Raw genomic sequence first — 15,235 nt, forward strand, 5'->3', positions numbered from 1 at the left:
CGCCCGCGAGGAGACGCCTATTCTTCCGCCTCCTCCGCCTCGCCTGCGGCCGGCGCGACCAGCAGCACTGCGGCGCCTAGGAGCGCGGCGATGAAAGAGCCGGCGAGGATGCCGACCTTGACCGCGTCCTGCAGGGCGGCGTCGCTGGCGAAGGCGAGCAGGCCGATGAACAGGCTCATGGTGAAACCGATGCCACAGAGCAGCGAAATGCCGACCATGTGCAGCCAGCCGGCATTGACCGGCAGATCGGCGAAGCCAAGCCGGATGGCAAGCGCGGAAGACCCGAACACGCCGACCAGCTTGCCCAAGACGAGGCCGGCGGCGACGCCGAGCGTCAGCGGCTCGGCCAGGGCGGCAGCGCTGAGACCGGCGAGCGAGACGCCGGCGTTGGCAAAGCCGAAAATCGGGATGACGAAAAAGGCGACGACTTTGTGCAGGCCGTGTTCGAGCCGGTGCAGCGGCGAATGGTCGAGATCATGGCCGCTGCCCGGCGATATCTTCAGCGGTATGGTGAGGGCCAGCGCGACGCCGGCGAGCGTCGCATGGACGCCCGATTTGAGCACCAAAACCCACAGAACGATGCCGAGCAAGATGTACGGCAGCAGCGTCAGCACCCGCATGCGGTTGAGCACCACCAGCAGCGCGATCACGGCGAAGGCGGCGCCGAGATAGGCGAGCGAGAGGCCGCTGGTATAGAACACCGCGATGATGAGCACCGCGCCGAGATCGTCGATGATGGCAAGCGCCGTGAGGAATATCTTCAGCGAACCCGGGACGCGGCTGCCGAGCAGCGACAGCACGCCGAGCGCAAAGGCGATATCGGTGGCGGTTGGGATCGCCCAGCCGGACAGAGCGGCTGGATTGTTGCGGTTGATGGCGACGTAGACCAGTGCCGGCGCTGCCATGCCGCCGGCGGCGGCGATGCCGGGCAGCACGCGGCGCGGCCAGGTCGACAGCTGGCCGTCAAGCATTTCGCGCTTGATCTCGAGACCGACCAGCAGGAAGAACACCGCCATCAGGCCGTCATTGATCCAGTGCGAGACGCTGAGCGCTCCGAGATAGGCATGGAGGGCGGAGAAATAAGCCTCGCCCAGCGGCGAATTGGCGACGATCAGGGCCAAGGCCGCCGCAGCCATCAGGATGAGGCCGCCGGCCGCCTCGCTGTCGAGGAATTCGCGCAGCATGGAGACCAGCCGCTTTTCGTCCTGCATGTCGCCTCCGTCGTATCAGCGGCAAGGTCCGACACCGCCAAGCGATGATGCGCAAACAGCGCTGGCCGGGCAAGCCTGTAATGAGAGCCCTTTAGCGCGGCGCGCGCTTGGCGAGGATGCGTTGCAGCGTGCGGCGATGCATGTTCAGGCGGCGTGCGGTTTCCGAGACGTTGCGGTCGCACATTTCGTAGACGCGCTGGATGTGTTCCCAGCGCACGCGATCGGCCGACATTGGATTTTCTGGCGGCGCTGCGCGTTCGCCCGCGGTGCGGGTCAGGGCGGCAAAAATATCGTCGGCATCGGCCGGCTTCGACAGATAGTCGATGGCGCCGAGCTTTACCGCCGTCACCGCGGTGGCGATGTTGCCGTAGCCGGTGAGGATGATGGCGCGGGCATCGTCGCGCTTCTCGCGAATCGCGGCGACGACGTCGAGGCCGTTGCCGTCGGCCAGCCGCATGTCGACCACCGCATAGGCCGGCGGATTGGCGCGCGCCTTGGCAACCGCCTCCTCGACGCTCTCCGCCGTCTCGACCACGAAACCCCTGGTTTCCATGGCGCGGGCAAGCCGCGTCAGGAACGGCTTGTCGTCGTCCACGATCAGCAGCGAGGTATCCTCGCCTTCGACCATTGCGCCAATCGTTTCGTCAGTACTCATCGTGCTGAAAATCCTGCTGCCTGATTTTTACGCAAATATAGTTTCGCAACGCTATTGTCCAATTTAGGCCGTGTCGAACATGGTGGCCGAAGCCTGCTCGGGATTGAGGAAGACGCTGCGCGGCCACGATATCTGCACGATAGCGCCCTCGCCGGGCTCGCTTGAATTGCGGAAATCGAGCGTCGCGCCGGAGCGTTCGAGCAAGGTCTTGGCGATGAATAGGCCGAGGCCGAGGCCGCCGCCGGCTTCGGTGCCTTGTCGCGTCGACATATAGGGTTCTCCGATACGGTCGATGATCTCCGGTGGAAAGCCCGGCCCGTCGTCGATGATCGAGAAGCTGACGGCGGCCTCATTCCAGTTCCAGCGCACTGTCACGCTGTTGCGGGCGAAGTCGACCGCGTTCTCGACCAGATTGCCGAGGCCGTAAATGACGCCGGGATTGCGCCGGCCCACCGGTTCCGGGCCGATGCGCTCGCCCGGCCGAAGCTTGATCGAAATGCCGAAATCGCGGTGCGGCGCCGTCACCTCCTCGACCAGCGAGGTCAGCGGCAGGCGCGAGAGGTGCACCTCGCTCTCGGAGGACAGGCTGGTCAGGCGCTTCAGGATTTCGCGGCAGCGCTCGCTCTGCGAACGCAGCAGCTTCACGTCCTCGCCGTATTTCGGATCTTCGCCAAGCGCCTTCTCCATCTCCTTGGCAACAAGCGTGATGGTGGCGAGCGGCGTGCCGAGTTCGTGCGCGGCGGCCGCGGCGAGGCCGTCGAGGGCCGAGAGATGCTGTTCTCGCTGCAGCACCAATTCCGTGGCGGCAAGCGCGTTGGCAAGCAGCCGCGCCTCCTCGGCCACCCGGAAGGCATAGATCGCGGTAAAGGCGATGGAGCAGAACACCGCCATCCACATGCCGGCGACATAGATGAACGGCATCGCCAATGGCGCCCCCTCATGCCAGGGCAGCGGCAGGTGGTAAAAGACCAGCAGCGTCGCCGCCACGATCACCAGCGCGCCGAGCATGGCGGTCAGCCGCAGCGGCAGCGACGTCGCCGAGACGACGACGGGCACGGTCATCAGCAGCGAAAACGGATTCGTAAGGCCGCCGGTCATGTAGAGCAGGCCGGCAAGCTGCAGGCTGTCGAAGGTCAGGATGGCGAAGGCCGAGAACGGGGTAAGCCGATGCGCCGCCGGATAGCGGAAAGTCAGCAAAAGGTTCATCCAGGCCGAACAGGCGATCAGCGCAAAACACATGCTGACCGGTAGCGGAAATTTCAGCCCGTAAGCGACCACAAGCACGGTCAGGCTCTGGCCGACGATGGCAAGCCAGCGCAACCTGATCAGCGTGTTGAGGCGCAGCCGCTGGCTTTGCTGGAAGTCGGGTGCGTGCAGGATGTTTATCATGGCCAGTGATTATAGAGGGGAAACAGCCGGAGGTCTTTTCCGAAAACCGTCGAAGCTGGGCCTCGGTTCGGGATGACAGTCTGGAAGCATCAGGTACCGCGCGGCTTGGCGCGGCTGGTGGCGGCGGCGAGAAGCGGGTTCTCCGGCCAGACATGCCTGGGATAGCGGCCGCGCATCTCTGCCCGCACATCGGCCCAGGAGCCGCGCCAGAAGCCGGGCAGGTCGCGCGTCGTCTGGATCGGCCGGTGCGCCGGCGACAGCAATTCGAGCGTCAGCGGCACAGTGCCGTTGGCGATCGCCGGATGCCGGTCGAGGCCGAACAGTTCCTGCACGCGGATCGCCAGCACCGGCCATTCGCCGTCATAGCGGATCGGCAGCCGGCTGCCCGACGGCGCGTCGAAATGGGTCGGCGCCAATGTGGCGATCTTGCGCTGCAATTCGTGCGGCACCAGCGTCATCAGGCCTTGCGAAAGCACGCTGGGATCGATTGCCGCAAAGGATGCCGCGCCGGAAAGGAACGGCAGCAGCCAGTCGTCGAGGCGCTCGAGGAGCGCGGCATCGGAGACATCGGGCCATGGCACGCCGAGGCCGCGATGCAGCCAGCCGAGCCGCTGCCGCAACGTCTCCGCCTCCCTGTTCCACGGCAACAGGGACAGGCCGTGTTCGCGCAAGGCGTCGAGGATGGCGCGATCCGCGTCGGCACCGGTCGGCGCCGGCAGCATGCGTTCGGACAGCGTGATGGCGCCGAGGCGAACCGTTTCGCGCACCCGCACCGCGCGCCTGTCGCGGTCGAAGCTCACCTCGCGGCGGGCCTCGATCTTTTCCGCCAACGCAGTGCGGATGTCGGCCTCATCGATGGCTGCCGCTGCGGTGATGCGGGCGTTCTGCGCCTTGCCCTGCAGGTCGGCGACGACGAGCCAGGTCTCGCCGGCCAGCGGATCGGAGGCGTCGAGCATGGCGCCCGAGCCGTTGGCAAGCACGAAGCGGCCACGCTCGCCGCGCGCTTTGGCGACCCGATCCGGCCAGGCATGGATGAGGAGAGCGCCGGCTGTGCTGCCCTCCCCCTTGAGGGGGTCGGAAGGACGGGCGAGACCCGTGGCTCGCCCCGGCGCGTCGATCCGCGTAGCGGATCGGGGTGGGGTCGGTTCGGGCACGGCATCGACGACCCCGCCCCGTCTCCCTCGTCTCGCTGCGCTCGGCTCGCTCGCCGACCCTCTCCTCGAGGGGGAGGGTGAAGCCTGCTTTGCCAGCCTCTCAGCCAGCTGCCGGGCGGCGGTGGCGCGCGGCGATCTTTCGGCGCGAAAGCGCAGCAGCCGCCGTTCGAGATCGGCACCATCGCCGCCAAGGCCACGCTCGGTCAATAATACGGCGAGCATCGCCGCCTCGAGCGCCTCTCCGGTCCTTGCCGCCTCGGCGACCATATGGGCGAGCCGCACCGGTAGCGCCAGCCGGCGCATCGCGGCACCGGCATCCGTCAGGCGTCCTGCCGCATCGACAGCATCGAGCGCACGTAGCAGTACCCTCGCCTCGGTGAGCGCCGGAGCCGGTGGGGGGTCGAGGAAGGATAGACTGGTCGGATCGGCGACGCCGAACGCTGCGCTATCGAGCAACAGGCCGGAAAGATCGGCCTCGAGGATTTCCGGCGGCGTGAAGGCCGGCAGGGCCGCCGTCTGCTCGGCCCGCCACAACCGGATGGCGACGCCCGGCTGCGTGCGCCCGGCACGGCCGGCGCGCTGGTCGGCGGAAGCGCGGGAAGCACGTACCGTCTCCAGCCGCGTCAGGCCGCTCGCCGGTTCATAGCGCGGCAGCCGCGACAGGCCGGAATCGATGACGACGCGGACGCCGTCGATGGTGATGGAGGTTTCGGCGATCGACGTCGCCAGCACGACCTTGCGGCGGCCGAGCGGCGCCGGCTTGATCGCCGCGTCCTGCGCCTTGTTGTCGAGCATACCATAGAGCGGCACGATGTCGGTATCGGCGCCGACCTTGCCCGCCAGCCGCTCGGCGGTGCGCTCGATCTCGCGCTGGCCGGGCAGGAAAGCGAGCACGCTGCCCTCCTCCCCGGCAAGCGCCGAGCGGATCGCCTTGGCCATGGCGTCCTCGATCGTGACGCCGGCCGGCCGCTCGTCATAGCGGATGTCGACCGGGAAGGCGCGGCCCGCGCTCTCGATCACCGGCGCGCCGGACAGCAATTTTGCGACACGCGCGCCGTCGAGCGTTGCCGACATCACCAGCAATCTGAGTTCGGGCCTCAGCGCACCCTGCACGTCAAGCGCCAGCGCCAACCCGAAATCGCCGTCGAGCGAGCGTTCGTGGAACTCGTCGAATAGCACCGCCGCGACACCAGGCAGTTCCGGGTCGTCGAGGATCATGCGGGACAGCACGCCTTCGGTGACGACGAGAACCCTGGTCTTTGCGGAACTGCGGTTTTCCATGCGCATGGCATAGCCGACGGTTTCGCCGGGCTCTTGGCCGAGCAATTCGGCCATGCGGCGGGCGGCAGCGCGGGCGGCGAGGCGGCGCGGTTCGAGCAGGATGATCTTTCCGGCGCCGAGCCATTCAGCGTCGAGCAGCGCCAGTGGAACCAGCGTCGTCTTGCCGGCACCGGGTGGCGCCACCAGCACGGCGCTGTTACCATGGCTCAGCGTTTCATTGAGCGCCGGCAAGACAACGGAGACCGGCAGGTCCGGCAAGGGTTTTGTCGTCATTGTGCTATGCTGTGCAGCCAGTTGGCAGCAACCGCATATCAGCGGTGGCGGTCGCGGCGCAACCTCGGCGCCGACTCAAAGCCTGGTCCGCGAAAACGGGTTCCAGCGCACCGTGCCGAGCCGCACCTCCTCGCGCACCATGGTCAGCAGGCCGGAACCGCCGACCACGGCCAAGCCGACCAGCGACAGAAAATCCGGATATTCCCTGAAGAACAGCGCACCCAGAACCACCGCCCAGACGATCTGCGAGTAATGCGTCGGCGCGATGCGGTTGGCCGGTGCGTATTTGACCGCCAGCAGATGCAACAGCTGGCCGCCGGCGGTGAAGGCGCCGGCCAGTACCAGCCAGGCCCATTGCCTGCCATCCGGCAACGAGAACGAGGTAGCCGCCGCACCGGCGCCGTTGAAGAGCAGGCCGTAGCCGATCAGCACGCCGAGCATCGTCGTGCGCTTTTCCTGCGCGGCGAGCGAACGCATCAGGATCACATTGGTGGCGGCCAGGAAGGCGATGATGAACGCCGCCAGATGACCAAGATGCAATTCGCGAAACCCCGGCCTGACGACCAGCATGACCCCGGCAAAGCCGGCGACCACCGCCAGCCACCGCCACGGGCCGACCTTCTCCTTGAGGACCAGCGTGGCTAGGATGGTGACGAACAGCGGCGCCAGAAAGATGAGCGCATAGACTTCCGCCAGCGGAATGGTGGTGAAGGCATAGACGCTGAGCACGCCCGAGGCGATGCCGGCCCAGGCCCGGGCCTGTACCGCCCAGGGCCGGTTGGTGCGCCAGAAATCGAGCCAGCGCTCGCCTGCCGGCCTGGCAAAGAGCAGAAAGCAGCCGGCAAACAATGTCGAGAAGAAGCCGATCTCGAAGACGTTGAACTGCCCGCCCAGGCTTTTGACAACGGCGTCGCTGCACGAATAGCTTGCATAGGCGATGAGTGCGAGCAGAATTCCGTTGGGCACGTTTTTCCATTTCCGGGAGAGATGAGAGTGAAGATATTGGCGCTTGGCGCGCATTCGGACGACATCGAGATCTTCATGTTCGGTACGATGGCGGCCTATGCCGCGCAAGGCGCAGAACTCTTTTTTGCCATAGCCACGGATGGCACCAGGGGCGGCTACGGCGATCCGTCAGCGCTGGCCCGCACGCGCCGCAAGGAGGCGATGGCGGCGGCCGGCCTGCTTGGCGTGACGCCGCGCTTCCTTGACTTTCCCGATGGCGGGCTGGTCGCGGATGCCGCGCTGATCGGGGCGCTCAAAGCACTGATCGGCGAGATAGGGCCGGATCTGGTGATAACGCATGCGCCGAACGACTATCATGGCGACCACCGCGCGCTGTCGGATGGCGTGCGCATCGCAGCGTCATTCTCGGTGCCGGTGCTACATGCCGACACGTTCGGCGGCACCGGGTTTTCGCCAACGCACTACGTCGACACCTCCAGGCATTTCGATCTCAAGGCGGAGGCGATCAGGGCGCACCAGTCGCAGGATCCCGAGCGTTTCGTCGACGCGGCGCGCACGCAGAACGCCTTTCGCGCCGGCCAGTGCAACGGCCCAGCCGGATCGTTTGCCGAGGCGTTCCGCTTCGAGCCAGTCTTCCCCTTCGCCGATATCCGCGCGCTGCTGCCGCCGGCCCCAGTGATCCGTCCGGTGGCTGTCAGCAACAAGACGGTGACCTAGACAGGTCGCCGCAACTTCTCACGTTGCTTTCCTGTCCAGCATGCTGCGGTGCAGCAACGAATTCGCTTGCTTTGTTTAGTAAAAATTGCATCACTAAACAAATTACTAAACATCCGGTGCGCCGCCGCGTCGTTGTGTTTGGGCCCCGGAGGAGGGGTTTAGCGGGCTCTTGAAACCGTCATCCGGACGTGTTTCGCAAATGGGAGGAAGGCATGAAATCGACCTTGAAATTGGCGTTGGGACTGGCATCGACACTCTTTGCGTCGACAGCCGTTTCGAATGTCGCGCAGGCAGAAGATCTGACGCTTTGCTGGGCAGCCTGGGACCCGGCCAACGCGCTTGTGGAATTGTCCAAGGACTTCACCAAGGAAACCGGCATCGGCATGAAATTCGAATTCGTGCCGTGGACCAACTATGCCGATCGCTTTCTCAACGAGCTGAATTCGCACGGCAAGCTGTGCGACCTCATCATCGGCGACAGCCAGTGGATCGGCGGTGCCGCCGAGAACGGCCATTACGTCAAGCTGAACGACTTCTTCGACAAGGAGAAGATTAGCATGGATGATTTCGTGCCGGCGACCGTCGTCGGCTATTCGGAATGGCCGAAGAACTCGCCGAATTACTGGGCGCTGCCGGCCATGGGTGACGTCGTCGGTTGGACTTACCGCAAGGACTGGTTCTCCAAGCCGGAGCTGCGGAAGGAATTCAAGGAAAAGTACGGCTGGGATCTCGGCCCGCCGACGACCTTCGACCAATTGAAGCAGATCGCCGAATTCTTCCAGAAGCGCGACATCGACGGCAAGACCGTCTATGGCGCGTCGATCTACACCGAGCGCGGCTCGGAAGGCATCACCATGGGCGCCATGGACGTGCTCTACAGCTTTGGCTTCCAGTACGAAAACCCGAAAAAACCCTACGAGATGGAAGGCTTCGTCAACTCCGATAAATCGGTGAAGGGCCTGGAGTTCTACAAAGCCCTCTACGATTGCTGCACCCCTCCCGGCGCCTCGAACAGCTACATGGGCGAAGGCGTTGATGCCTTCAAATCCGGCCAGGTGGCGATGCACATGAACTTCGCCTTCACCTGGCCAGGCCTGCAGAAGGACGAGAATGTCGGCGGCGACAAGATCGGCTATTTCGTCAATCCCAAAGGTCCGGACGGGGACCAGTTCGCCCAGCTCGGCGGCCAGGGCATCTCGGTGGTCTCCTATTCCGACAAGCAGGAAGCCGCGCTCAAATACATCAAATGGTTCGCCAACAAGGACGTGCAGTCCAAATGGTGGTCGCTCGGCGGCTATTCCTGCCTCAACGCGGTCGTCAAGGACCCCGCCTTCCCGGCCAGCCAGCCCTATGCGCAGACCTTCCTCGACTCGATGGCCATCGTGAAGGACTTCTGGGCCGAGCCGAGCTATGCCCCGCTGTTGCAGGCATCGCAGAAGCGCTTCCACGACTATGTCGTTGCCGGGCAAGGCTCGGCCAAGGATGCGCTCGACGGCCTGGTCAAGGACTGGACCGAGGTCTTCCAGGACGATGGCAAGATGTAAACGGCTCCTCCCGAGCCCATGACCGAACCGTCCCGTGCCACTTGGCACGGGACACAGTTCAGATAAATTCCATTGTCGAGACGAGCCAAGTGACCGAAGCAGGACTGACCATGCTCAATCGGACGGCGGACAGCGTTGCCCGGGCTACGCCCGAGCCGTTGGCCCGCAAGGTCCGGGGCATCAGCGACAAGGGCCTCGCCTGGCTGTTCATCTCGCCGACGATCCTGTTGCTGTTAGCTATCAACATCTTTCCGCTGTTCTGGGCAATCTATCTGTCCTTCACCAATTTTCGCGCCAATCGGCCCAACGAGGTTGTGAAGAACCTCGGGCTGGCCAACTACAAGCGCATCCTCGCCGACCAGGACATCTGGATCGCCATGCAGACGACGGCGCATTTCGTGTTCTGGACCATCCTGCTGCAGACGCTGATCGGCTTCACTCTGGCCTGGCTGATCGACCGCAAGTTCCGCGGCCACGCCTTCTGGACGACCATCATCCTGGTGCCGATGATGCTATCGCCGGCGGTGGTCGGCAATTTCTGGCGCTTTCTCTACGAGCCGCAGATCGGGCTGTTCGCCTACGCCGTTTCGTTCGTCACCGGCATTCCGGCAACCGAGATCAGCATGCTCTCCAACGTGTCACTGGCGCCATGGTCGATCATCATCGTCGACACCTGGATGTGGACGCCTTACGTAATGCTGATCTGCCTCGCCGGCCTGCGCTCGATCCCCGAATACATCTACGAAGCGGCCGAGGTCGACCGCGCCTCCAACTGGCGGCAGTTCTGGTCGATCACGCTGCCGATGGCGCTGCCCTTCATCATGCTGGCGGTGCTGTTTCGCGGCATCGAGAACTTCAAGATGTTCGACATGGTCAATTTGCTCACCGGCGGCGGGCCGGGATCGACCACCGAAGTGGCCTCGATCACGCTGAAGCGGCAGGCCTTCGAAAGCTGGCGGACGGGCTATTCCTCGGCTTTCGCCATCATCCTGTTCGTCGCAGTGTTTGGCCTCGCAAACATCTACGTCAAGGCGCTCAACAAGGTGAAGCAGAGATGAGCCTGACGTCAGCCCATTCCGTTGTCGCGCCGTCGGCCACGTCGAAGCGCGTCGCCGGCGCCATCATCGTCGCCTACGCGCTGATCTCGATCGTGCCGCTGCTGTGGATCTTCGCCACCAGCTTCAAGACGCCGCCGGATTCGATCGCCTATCCGCCGAAGATCCTGTTCCAGCCCAGCCTCGAGGGCTACTGCAATTTGTTCTCGACCCGGACTCGGCAAACACCGGAATACATCAACTCGCTGGGACCGGCGACGGGCCTGTGCGACGAGACGGTGCGCAAGCGCAATATGGTGATCGCCGGCCCGTCCAACTTCATGCCGCGCTTCGTCAATTCGCTGATTATCGCGTTCGGCTCGACGTTTTGCGCGGTTTTCCTCGGCACGCTGTCGGCCTATGGTTTTTCGCGCTTCAAGGTGCCGCTCGCCGACGACCTTCTGTTCTTCATCCTGTCGACGCGGATGATGCCGCCGATCGCGGTCGCCATCCCGATCTACCTGATGTACCGGGAGCTTGGCCTGTCGGACACGGCTCTCGGCATGATCCTGCTTTATACGGCGGTCAACGTGTCCTTGGCGGTGTGGCTGCTGAAAGGCTTCATCGACGAGATCCCGCGCGAATATGAAGAAGCGGCGATGATCGACGGCTACACCAGGCTGCAGGCGTTCTGGCGCACGGTGCTGCCGCAGGCGACCACCGGTATTGCCGCAACCGCCATCTTCTGCCTGATCTTTGCCTGGAACGAATATGCCTTCGCTGCGCTGCTGACCTCGGGCACGGCGCAGACCGCGCCGCCCTTCATTCCGACCATCATCGGCGAAGGCGGTCAGGACTGGCCGGCGGTCGCGGCCGGCACGACGATCTTTCTGGTGCCGATCCTGGTCTTCACCATCCTGCTTCGCAAGCAATTGCTGCGCGGCATCACCTTTGGCGCGGTGCGTAAATGAGCATGACCGCAAAACGCAAATCGCGCTGGCCCGTCTGGGCCAGGCGCGGGCTGATGGAAAACGTCGCCACCGCGATCATCGCCATCGGCTTCCTGATGCTGTTCCAGCCCTTCGCACTGGTGCTCTACACCTATTCCTTCATCACCATGCTTGCGGGCACGGCGATGTTCATCATCGTCTCGAAATTTCCGGAGTAGACGATGGCCGAGATCAGGGTCGAACATCTGAGGAAGGCATTCGGCGATTTCGTCGCCGTGCAAGATTCCAACTTCGTCGTCGAGGACGGCGAATTCTTCGTCATGCTGGGGCCGTCCGGCTGCGGCAAGACGACGACGTTGCGCATGATCGCCGGGCTCGAACTGCCAACCGGCGGCAAGATCCTGCTTGGCGGCGAGGACGTCACCATGCGGCGTGCCCGCGAGCGCGACATCGCCTTCGTCTTCCAGCTGTTCGCGCTCTATCCGCACATGAATGTGCGGAAGAACATCGGCTTTCCACTGCTGGCGCAAGGCGTGCCAGGCGCTGAAATCCGGAGCCGAGTGGAGGAGACGGCGAAGCTTTTGCGGATCGACCATCTGCTCAACAAATCGGTCTCCGGGCTTGCCGGCGGCGATCGCCAGCGCGTGGCGCTCGGCCGCGCCATCGTACGGCGGCCAAAATGCTTCCTGATGGATGAGCCGCTCGGCACGCTCGACACCGAATTCCGCGACCTGATGGTCCATGAATTGCGAGAACTGCACAACCGCATTCACGCCACCACCGTCTATGTCACGCATGACCAGATGGAAGCGATGTCGATGGCCGACAAGATCGCGGTGATGAACCACGGCGTCATCGAGCAGTTCGGCACGCCGCGCGAGATCTACGACCGGCCGGCGACGATGTTCGTCGCCGACTTCATCGGCTCGCCGCCGATGAATTTCCTCGGCTTCGGCGGCGGGCTTTCAAAGGGCGCCAGGGAAATTGTTGTGCAAGGCGCGAAGGTGGCCGTGCCGGAGATCCGCGAGGACGTCGCGCCGGCCGAGATGGCGCTTGGCATCCGACCGGAGCACATCCGCTTCGATGACGCTTCGAAGCTGCGCGGTGCTATTTACGGCACGGAATATCTCGGCACCACTCAGATCGTCGCGGTGGAGACAGCGGACGGCATCATCAAGGCCAGGGTGCCGGCCGAAATCCGGCTCAATCCGGGCGATCATGTGGGCCTGACGCTGAGCAGCGCGCGGCTGTCGCTGTTCGCAAAAGGATCCGGGCGTGCGGTGCGCACCGAAATCCATGACTCGGCCTCCCAGGGGAGAGCACATCATGGCTGACGTTCACATCAAAAGCGTGACCAAGGCTTTTGGCGAGCATGTCGCCGTCGACAATCTCGACCTGCATATCGCCGACGGGGAATTCGTCGTGCTGCTCGGGCCGACCGGCGCCGGCAAGACGACGACGCTCAGGCTGATCGCCGGGTTGGAGCGTCCGGAAGCGGGCTCGATCCATATTGCCGGCCACGACACGACGACGCTGTCGCCGGCCGAGCGCGACACCGCTTTCGTGTTCCAGCAATATTCGCTCTATCCGCATCTGTCGGTTTACGACAACCTCGCCTTTCCGCTGCGCTCGCCAGCACGGAAAATGCCGGAGGATCAGATCCGCCGCCGCGTCGAGGACGTGGCCAAGATGGTGCGCATCCACCACAAGCTGAATAATCGCTCGACCAAACTCTCTGGCGGCGAGATGCAGCGCGTCGCCATCGGCCGCGCTTTGGTGCGCAAGCCGTCGATCTACCTGATGGACGAGCCGCTGTCGTCGCTCGACGCCAAGCTGCGCGCCGATCTCAGGCTCGAGCTGAAGCGCATCCAGGCGGAACTCGGCGCCACAATGCTCTACGTCACGCACGACCAGATCGAAGCGATGACCATGGCCGACCGCATCGGCATTCTCGCCGACGGCGTGCTGGTGCAGATCGGTTCCCCGCGCACGATCTATTCTGAGCCGGCAAACCTTCACGTCGCCGCAAGGCTCGGCCAACCGGCAATCAATTTGTTGCCGGTCGGACTGCTGCCGGATGGCGGCGTGCCGGCGGGAACAAAGACGATCGGTGCCCGTACCGAACATCTTTCGATCGAGAAGGCGGCGAACGGCCATGCCGACGGCGTCGTCGATTGGGTCGAGCATCTCGGCGACCAGAACCATCTGCATGTGACGGTGGGGACCAGGAAGCTGGTGACGCTAACCGACCCCGACACCGACCTGGCGCAGGGCGACAAGATCATGATCCGCTATCGCTCGCCGCTGTATTTCGGCCCCGATGGGCGACGGCTGATGTGAGCGCTGCGCGAGTGTTTTCCTGGCACCTTTCAACCGGCAATTTCGGGCACCGGACTGGACCAATTCGATGAAGCATTTTTTCAATCGCAGGGATACGATCGTAACTGAGGCCCTGGACGGCTTCCTCGGTACGACCGGCGCCGGCGATCTCGCTCGCCTCGACGGCTATCCCGAGATCAAGGTCATTCTCCGCGCGGACTGGGATAAGACGAAGGTCGCGGTCATTTCCGGCGGCGGGGCCGGGCACGAACCTGCCCATGCCGGCTTTGTCGGCATTGGCATGCTGACGGCGGCGGTTTCGGGCGAGATCTTTGCTTCGCCGAGCGTGGAAGCGGTATTGGCCGCCATCCGCGCGGTGACCGGTCCCGCCGGGTGCCTGCTGATCGTCAAGAACTATACCGGCGATCGCCTCAACTTCGGCCTGGCAGCCGAGAAGGCGCGCGCCGAAGGTTTTCGGGTCGAGATGGTGATTGTCGCCGACGATATCGCCCTGCCGGACATTGCCCAGCCGCGTGGCGTGGCCGGCACCTTGTTCGTGCACAAGATCGCCGGCCACCTGTCGGAAGCCGGCATTGACCTGGCGACGGTTGCCGCTGCGGCGCGGGCCGCGGCGGCGGATATCGTTTCGCTCGGCATATCGCTGTCATCCTGCTCGATCCCCGGTCAGAGCCATGACGAAAGATTTGGCGCCGACGACGCTGAACTCGGCCTCGGCATCCATGGCGAACCGGGCGTTGAGCGGATTGCGGTGCAAAGTGCCGAAAGGCTGGTTGCGATCATGTCGGAGCGCCTTGCCGCGCGGCTCGATCCGGTCAGCGACTACGCCTTGCTGATCAATAATCTCGGTTCGGTGCCACCGCTGGAAATGTTGCTTGTCGCCAATGCGGTATTGGCTTCACCGCTGGCACAAAAGGTGACGCTGACAATCGGGCCCGGGCAGCTTGTGACCGCGCTCAACATGAACGGCTTTTCCCTGTCGCTGATCCGGCTCGATGCGTCGCGCGAAGCGGCGTTGCGGGCGCCGGTAGGCCCTCACGCCTGGCTGCCGGCAAGAGCCGTTCGCCAAGCCAGCGTCGTGCCGATGGCCAAAGCCGCCGGCCCGAACAACGCGTCGAAAGCCAGCCAGGACGCACGCACCGACCGGTTGGTTGTCGCGGTCTGCGAACGGCTGATCTCGCTTGAAGGCGCGTTGAACGGACTGGATGCCAAGGCGGGAGACGGTGACACCGGATCGACTGTGGCGGCCGGTGCGCGCAGCGTGCTTGGCCGCATTGCGACACTGCCGCTCGCTGAGCCTGCCGCAGCGCTCGCCGTCGTCGGCGACATCCTGAGCGCCAGCATGGGCGGCTCTAGCGGCGTGCTGTTGTCGATCTTCTTCACCGCCGCCGCGCAGGCGCTGGAGTCTGGCGAAACGCTTCCCAAGGCGCTTCTCGCCGGCCTCGATCGGATGTCCTTCTATGGTGGAGCGAGGGTCGGCGATCGCACGATGATCGATGCCCTGGAACCCGCCTTGAGGGCGCTGGATAGGGGGAGTCTGGAAGATGCGGCGGTCGCGGCGCAACGCGGAGCCGAGGCCACCGCTGCCATGCGCAAGGCCAAGGCCGGGCGGTCCGCCTATATTGGCAGCCAGCTCGACGGCGTGGTCGACCCCGGCGCCTTTGCCGTCGCCGAGGTCTTCACTGCCCTCGCTGCGTTGCTCGAACCCGCTTGACTGGGGAAAA

The 15,235-nt window shown here is 64.4% G+C and carries 13 protein-coding genes; 8 read left to right on the forward strand and 5 right to left on the reverse strand.

All coding sequences use genetic code 11. The annotated features are described in order from the left end of the window. Positions 1–17 precede the first annotated feature (17 nt). From nhaA to NKH90_RS07815, 5 genes are all read right to left on the reverse strand, one after another. Entirely contained in the window at positions 18–1,211 is a 1,194-nt protein-coding gene (gene nhaA, locus NKH90_RS07795; protein WP_352818564.1) for a Na+/H+ antiporter NhaA, read from the reverse strand. Positions 1,212–1,302: 91 nt separating this feature from the next. Continuing rightward, positions 1,303–1,866, reverse strand: coding sequence for an ActR/PrrA/RegA family redox response regulator transcription factor (locus NKH90_RS07800; RefSeq protein ID WP_023676342.1), 564 nt, complete (start codon positions 1,864–1,866; stop codon positions 1,303–1,305). A 63-nt stretch (positions 1,867–1,929) separates the two neighbouring features. Further along, positions 1,930–3,255: an ActS/PrrB/RegB family redox-sensitive histidine kinase gene (locus tag NKH90_RS07805; protein ID WP_352448476.1), complete on the reverse strand. Its 1,326-nt coding sequence runs from the start codon at positions 3,253–3,255 to the stop codon at positions 1,930–1,932. A gap of 89 nt (positions 3,256–3,344) precedes the next feature. After that, the gene (gene hrpB / locus NKH90_RS07810; RefSeq protein WP_352818567.1) at positions 3,345–5,963 is read right to left on the reverse strand and encodes an ATP-dependent helicase HrpB; all 2,619 of its coding nucleotides are present in this window, start codon (positions 5,961–5,963) and stop codon (positions 3,345–3,347) included. Between the two features lie 75 nt (positions 5,964–6,038). Beyond that, positions 6,039–6,929: a DMT family transporter gene (locus tag NKH90_RS07815; RefSeq protein ID WP_352448474.1), complete on the reverse strand. Its 891-nt coding sequence runs from the start codon at positions 6,927–6,929 to the stop codon at positions 6,039–6,041. Between the two features lie 27 nt (positions 6,930–6,956). Here NKH90_RS07815 and NKH90_RS07820 point away from each other — a divergent pair, with 27 nt between their 5' ends. The 8 genes from NKH90_RS07820 to NKH90_RS07855 all read left to right on the forward strand — a co-directional run bounded on the left by NKH90_RS07820 (position 6,957) and on the right by NKH90_RS07855 (position 15,225). Next, the gene (locus tag NKH90_RS07820) at positions 6,957–7,646 is read left to right on the forward strand and encodes a PIG-L deacetylase family protein (protein ID WP_352448473.1); all 690 of its coding nucleotides are present in this window, start codon (positions 6,957–6,959) and stop codon (positions 7,644–7,646) included. 212 nt (positions 7,647–7,858) lie between these two features. After that, entirely contained in the window at positions 7,859–9,190 is a 1,332-nt protein-coding gene (locus tag NKH90_RS07825) for an ABC transporter substrate-binding protein (RefSeq protein WP_352448472.1), read from the forward strand. A gap of 110 nt (positions 9,191–9,300) precedes the next feature. Then, positions 9,301–10,248, forward strand: a complete 948-nt coding sequence (locus tag NKH90_RS07830) for a carbohydrate ABC transporter permease (RefSeq protein WP_031211681.1) — start codon at positions 9,301–9,303, stop codon at positions 10,246–10,248. After that, positions 10,245–11,195, forward strand: coding sequence for a carbohydrate ABC transporter permease (locus tag NKH90_RS07835; protein WP_352448471.1), 951 nt, complete (start codon positions 10,245–10,247; stop codon positions 11,193–11,195). Before NKH90_RS07830 ends, NKH90_RS07835 begins: the two co-directional genes overlap by 4 nt. Further along, entirely contained in the window at positions 11,192–11,392 is a 201-nt protein-coding gene (locus NKH90_RS07840) for a hypothetical protein (RefSeq protein WP_023676334.1), read from the forward strand. Before NKH90_RS07835 ends, NKH90_RS07840 begins: the two co-directional genes overlap by 4 nt. 3 nt (positions 11,393–11,395) lie before the next feature. Beyond that, the gene (locus NKH90_RS07845) at positions 11,396–12,508 is read left to right on the forward strand and encodes an ABC transporter ATP-binding protein (RefSeq protein WP_352818570.1); all 1,113 of its coding nucleotides are present in this window, start codon (positions 11,396–11,398) and stop codon (positions 12,506–12,508) included. Next, positions 12,501–13,514 carry an ABC transporter ATP-binding protein gene (locus NKH90_RS07850; protein ID WP_352769103.1) on the forward strand — a complete coding sequence of 338 codons (1,014 nt, stop codon included), beginning with the start codon at positions 12,501–12,503 and terminating at the stop codon, positions 13,512–13,514. Before NKH90_RS07845 ends, NKH90_RS07850 begins: the two co-directional genes overlap by 8 nt. Before the next feature lie 67 nt (positions 13,515–13,581). Beyond that, positions 13,582–15,225, forward strand: a complete 1,644-nt coding sequence (locus tag NKH90_RS07855) for a dihydroxyacetone kinase subunit DhaK (protein ID WP_352769100.1) — start codon at positions 13,582–13,584, stop codon at positions 15,223–15,225. The last annotated feature ends 10 nt before the right edge of the window (positions 15,226–15,235 follow it).

Source organism: Mesorhizobium sp. M0898 (assembly GCF_040319695.1).
Taxonomy (GTDB): Bacteria; Pseudomonadota; Alphaproteobacteria; order Rhizobiales; family Rhizobiaceae; genus Mesorhizobium.

Excerpts from the sequence above, each read along its gene's own strand:
- NKH90_RS07845 (WP_352818570.1), top strand. The coding sequence starts at position 11,396 with ATGGCCGAGATCAGGGTCGAACATCTGAGGAAGGCATTCGGCGATTTC.
- nhaA (WP_352818564.1), bottom strand. The coding sequence starts at position 1,211 with ATGCAGGACGAAAAGCGGCTGGTCTCCATGCTGCGCGAATTCCTCGAC.
- NKH90_RS07800 (WP_023676342.1), bottom strand. The coding sequence starts at position 1,866 with ATGAGTACTGACGAAACGATTGGCGCAATGGTCGAAGGCGAGGATACC.
- NKH90_RS07830 (WP_031211681.1), top strand. The coding sequence starts at position 9,301 with ATGCTCAATCGGACGGCGGACAGCGTTGCCCGGGCTACGCCCGAGCCG.
- NKH90_RS07805 (WP_352448476.1), bottom strand. The coding sequence starts at position 3,255 with ATGATAAACATCCTGCACGCACCCGACTTCCAGCAAAGCCAGCGGCTG.
- hrpB (WP_352818567.1), bottom strand. The coding sequence starts at position 5,963 with ATGACGACAAAACCCTTGCCGGACCTGCCGGTCTCCGTTGTCTTGCCG.
- NKH90_RS07825 (WP_352448472.1), top strand. The coding sequence starts at position 7,859 with ATGAAATCGACCTTGAAATTGGCGTTGGGACTGGCATCGACACTCTTT.
- NKH90_RS07850 (WP_352769103.1), top strand. The coding sequence starts at position 12,501 with ATGGCTGACGTTCACATCAAAAGCGTGACCAAGGCTTTTGGCGAGCAT.
- NKH90_RS07835 (WP_352448471.1), top strand. The coding sequence starts at position 10,245 with ATGAGCCTGACGTCAGCCCATTCCGTTGTCGCGCCGTCGGCCACGTCG.
- NKH90_RS07840 (WP_023676334.1), top strand. The coding sequence starts at position 11,192 with ATGAGCATGACCGCAAAACGCAAATCGCGCTGGCCCGTCTGGGCCAGG.
- NKH90_RS07855 (WP_352769100.1), top strand. The coding sequence starts at position 13,582 with ATGAAGCATTTTTTCAATCGCAGGGATACGATCGTAACTGAGGCCCTG.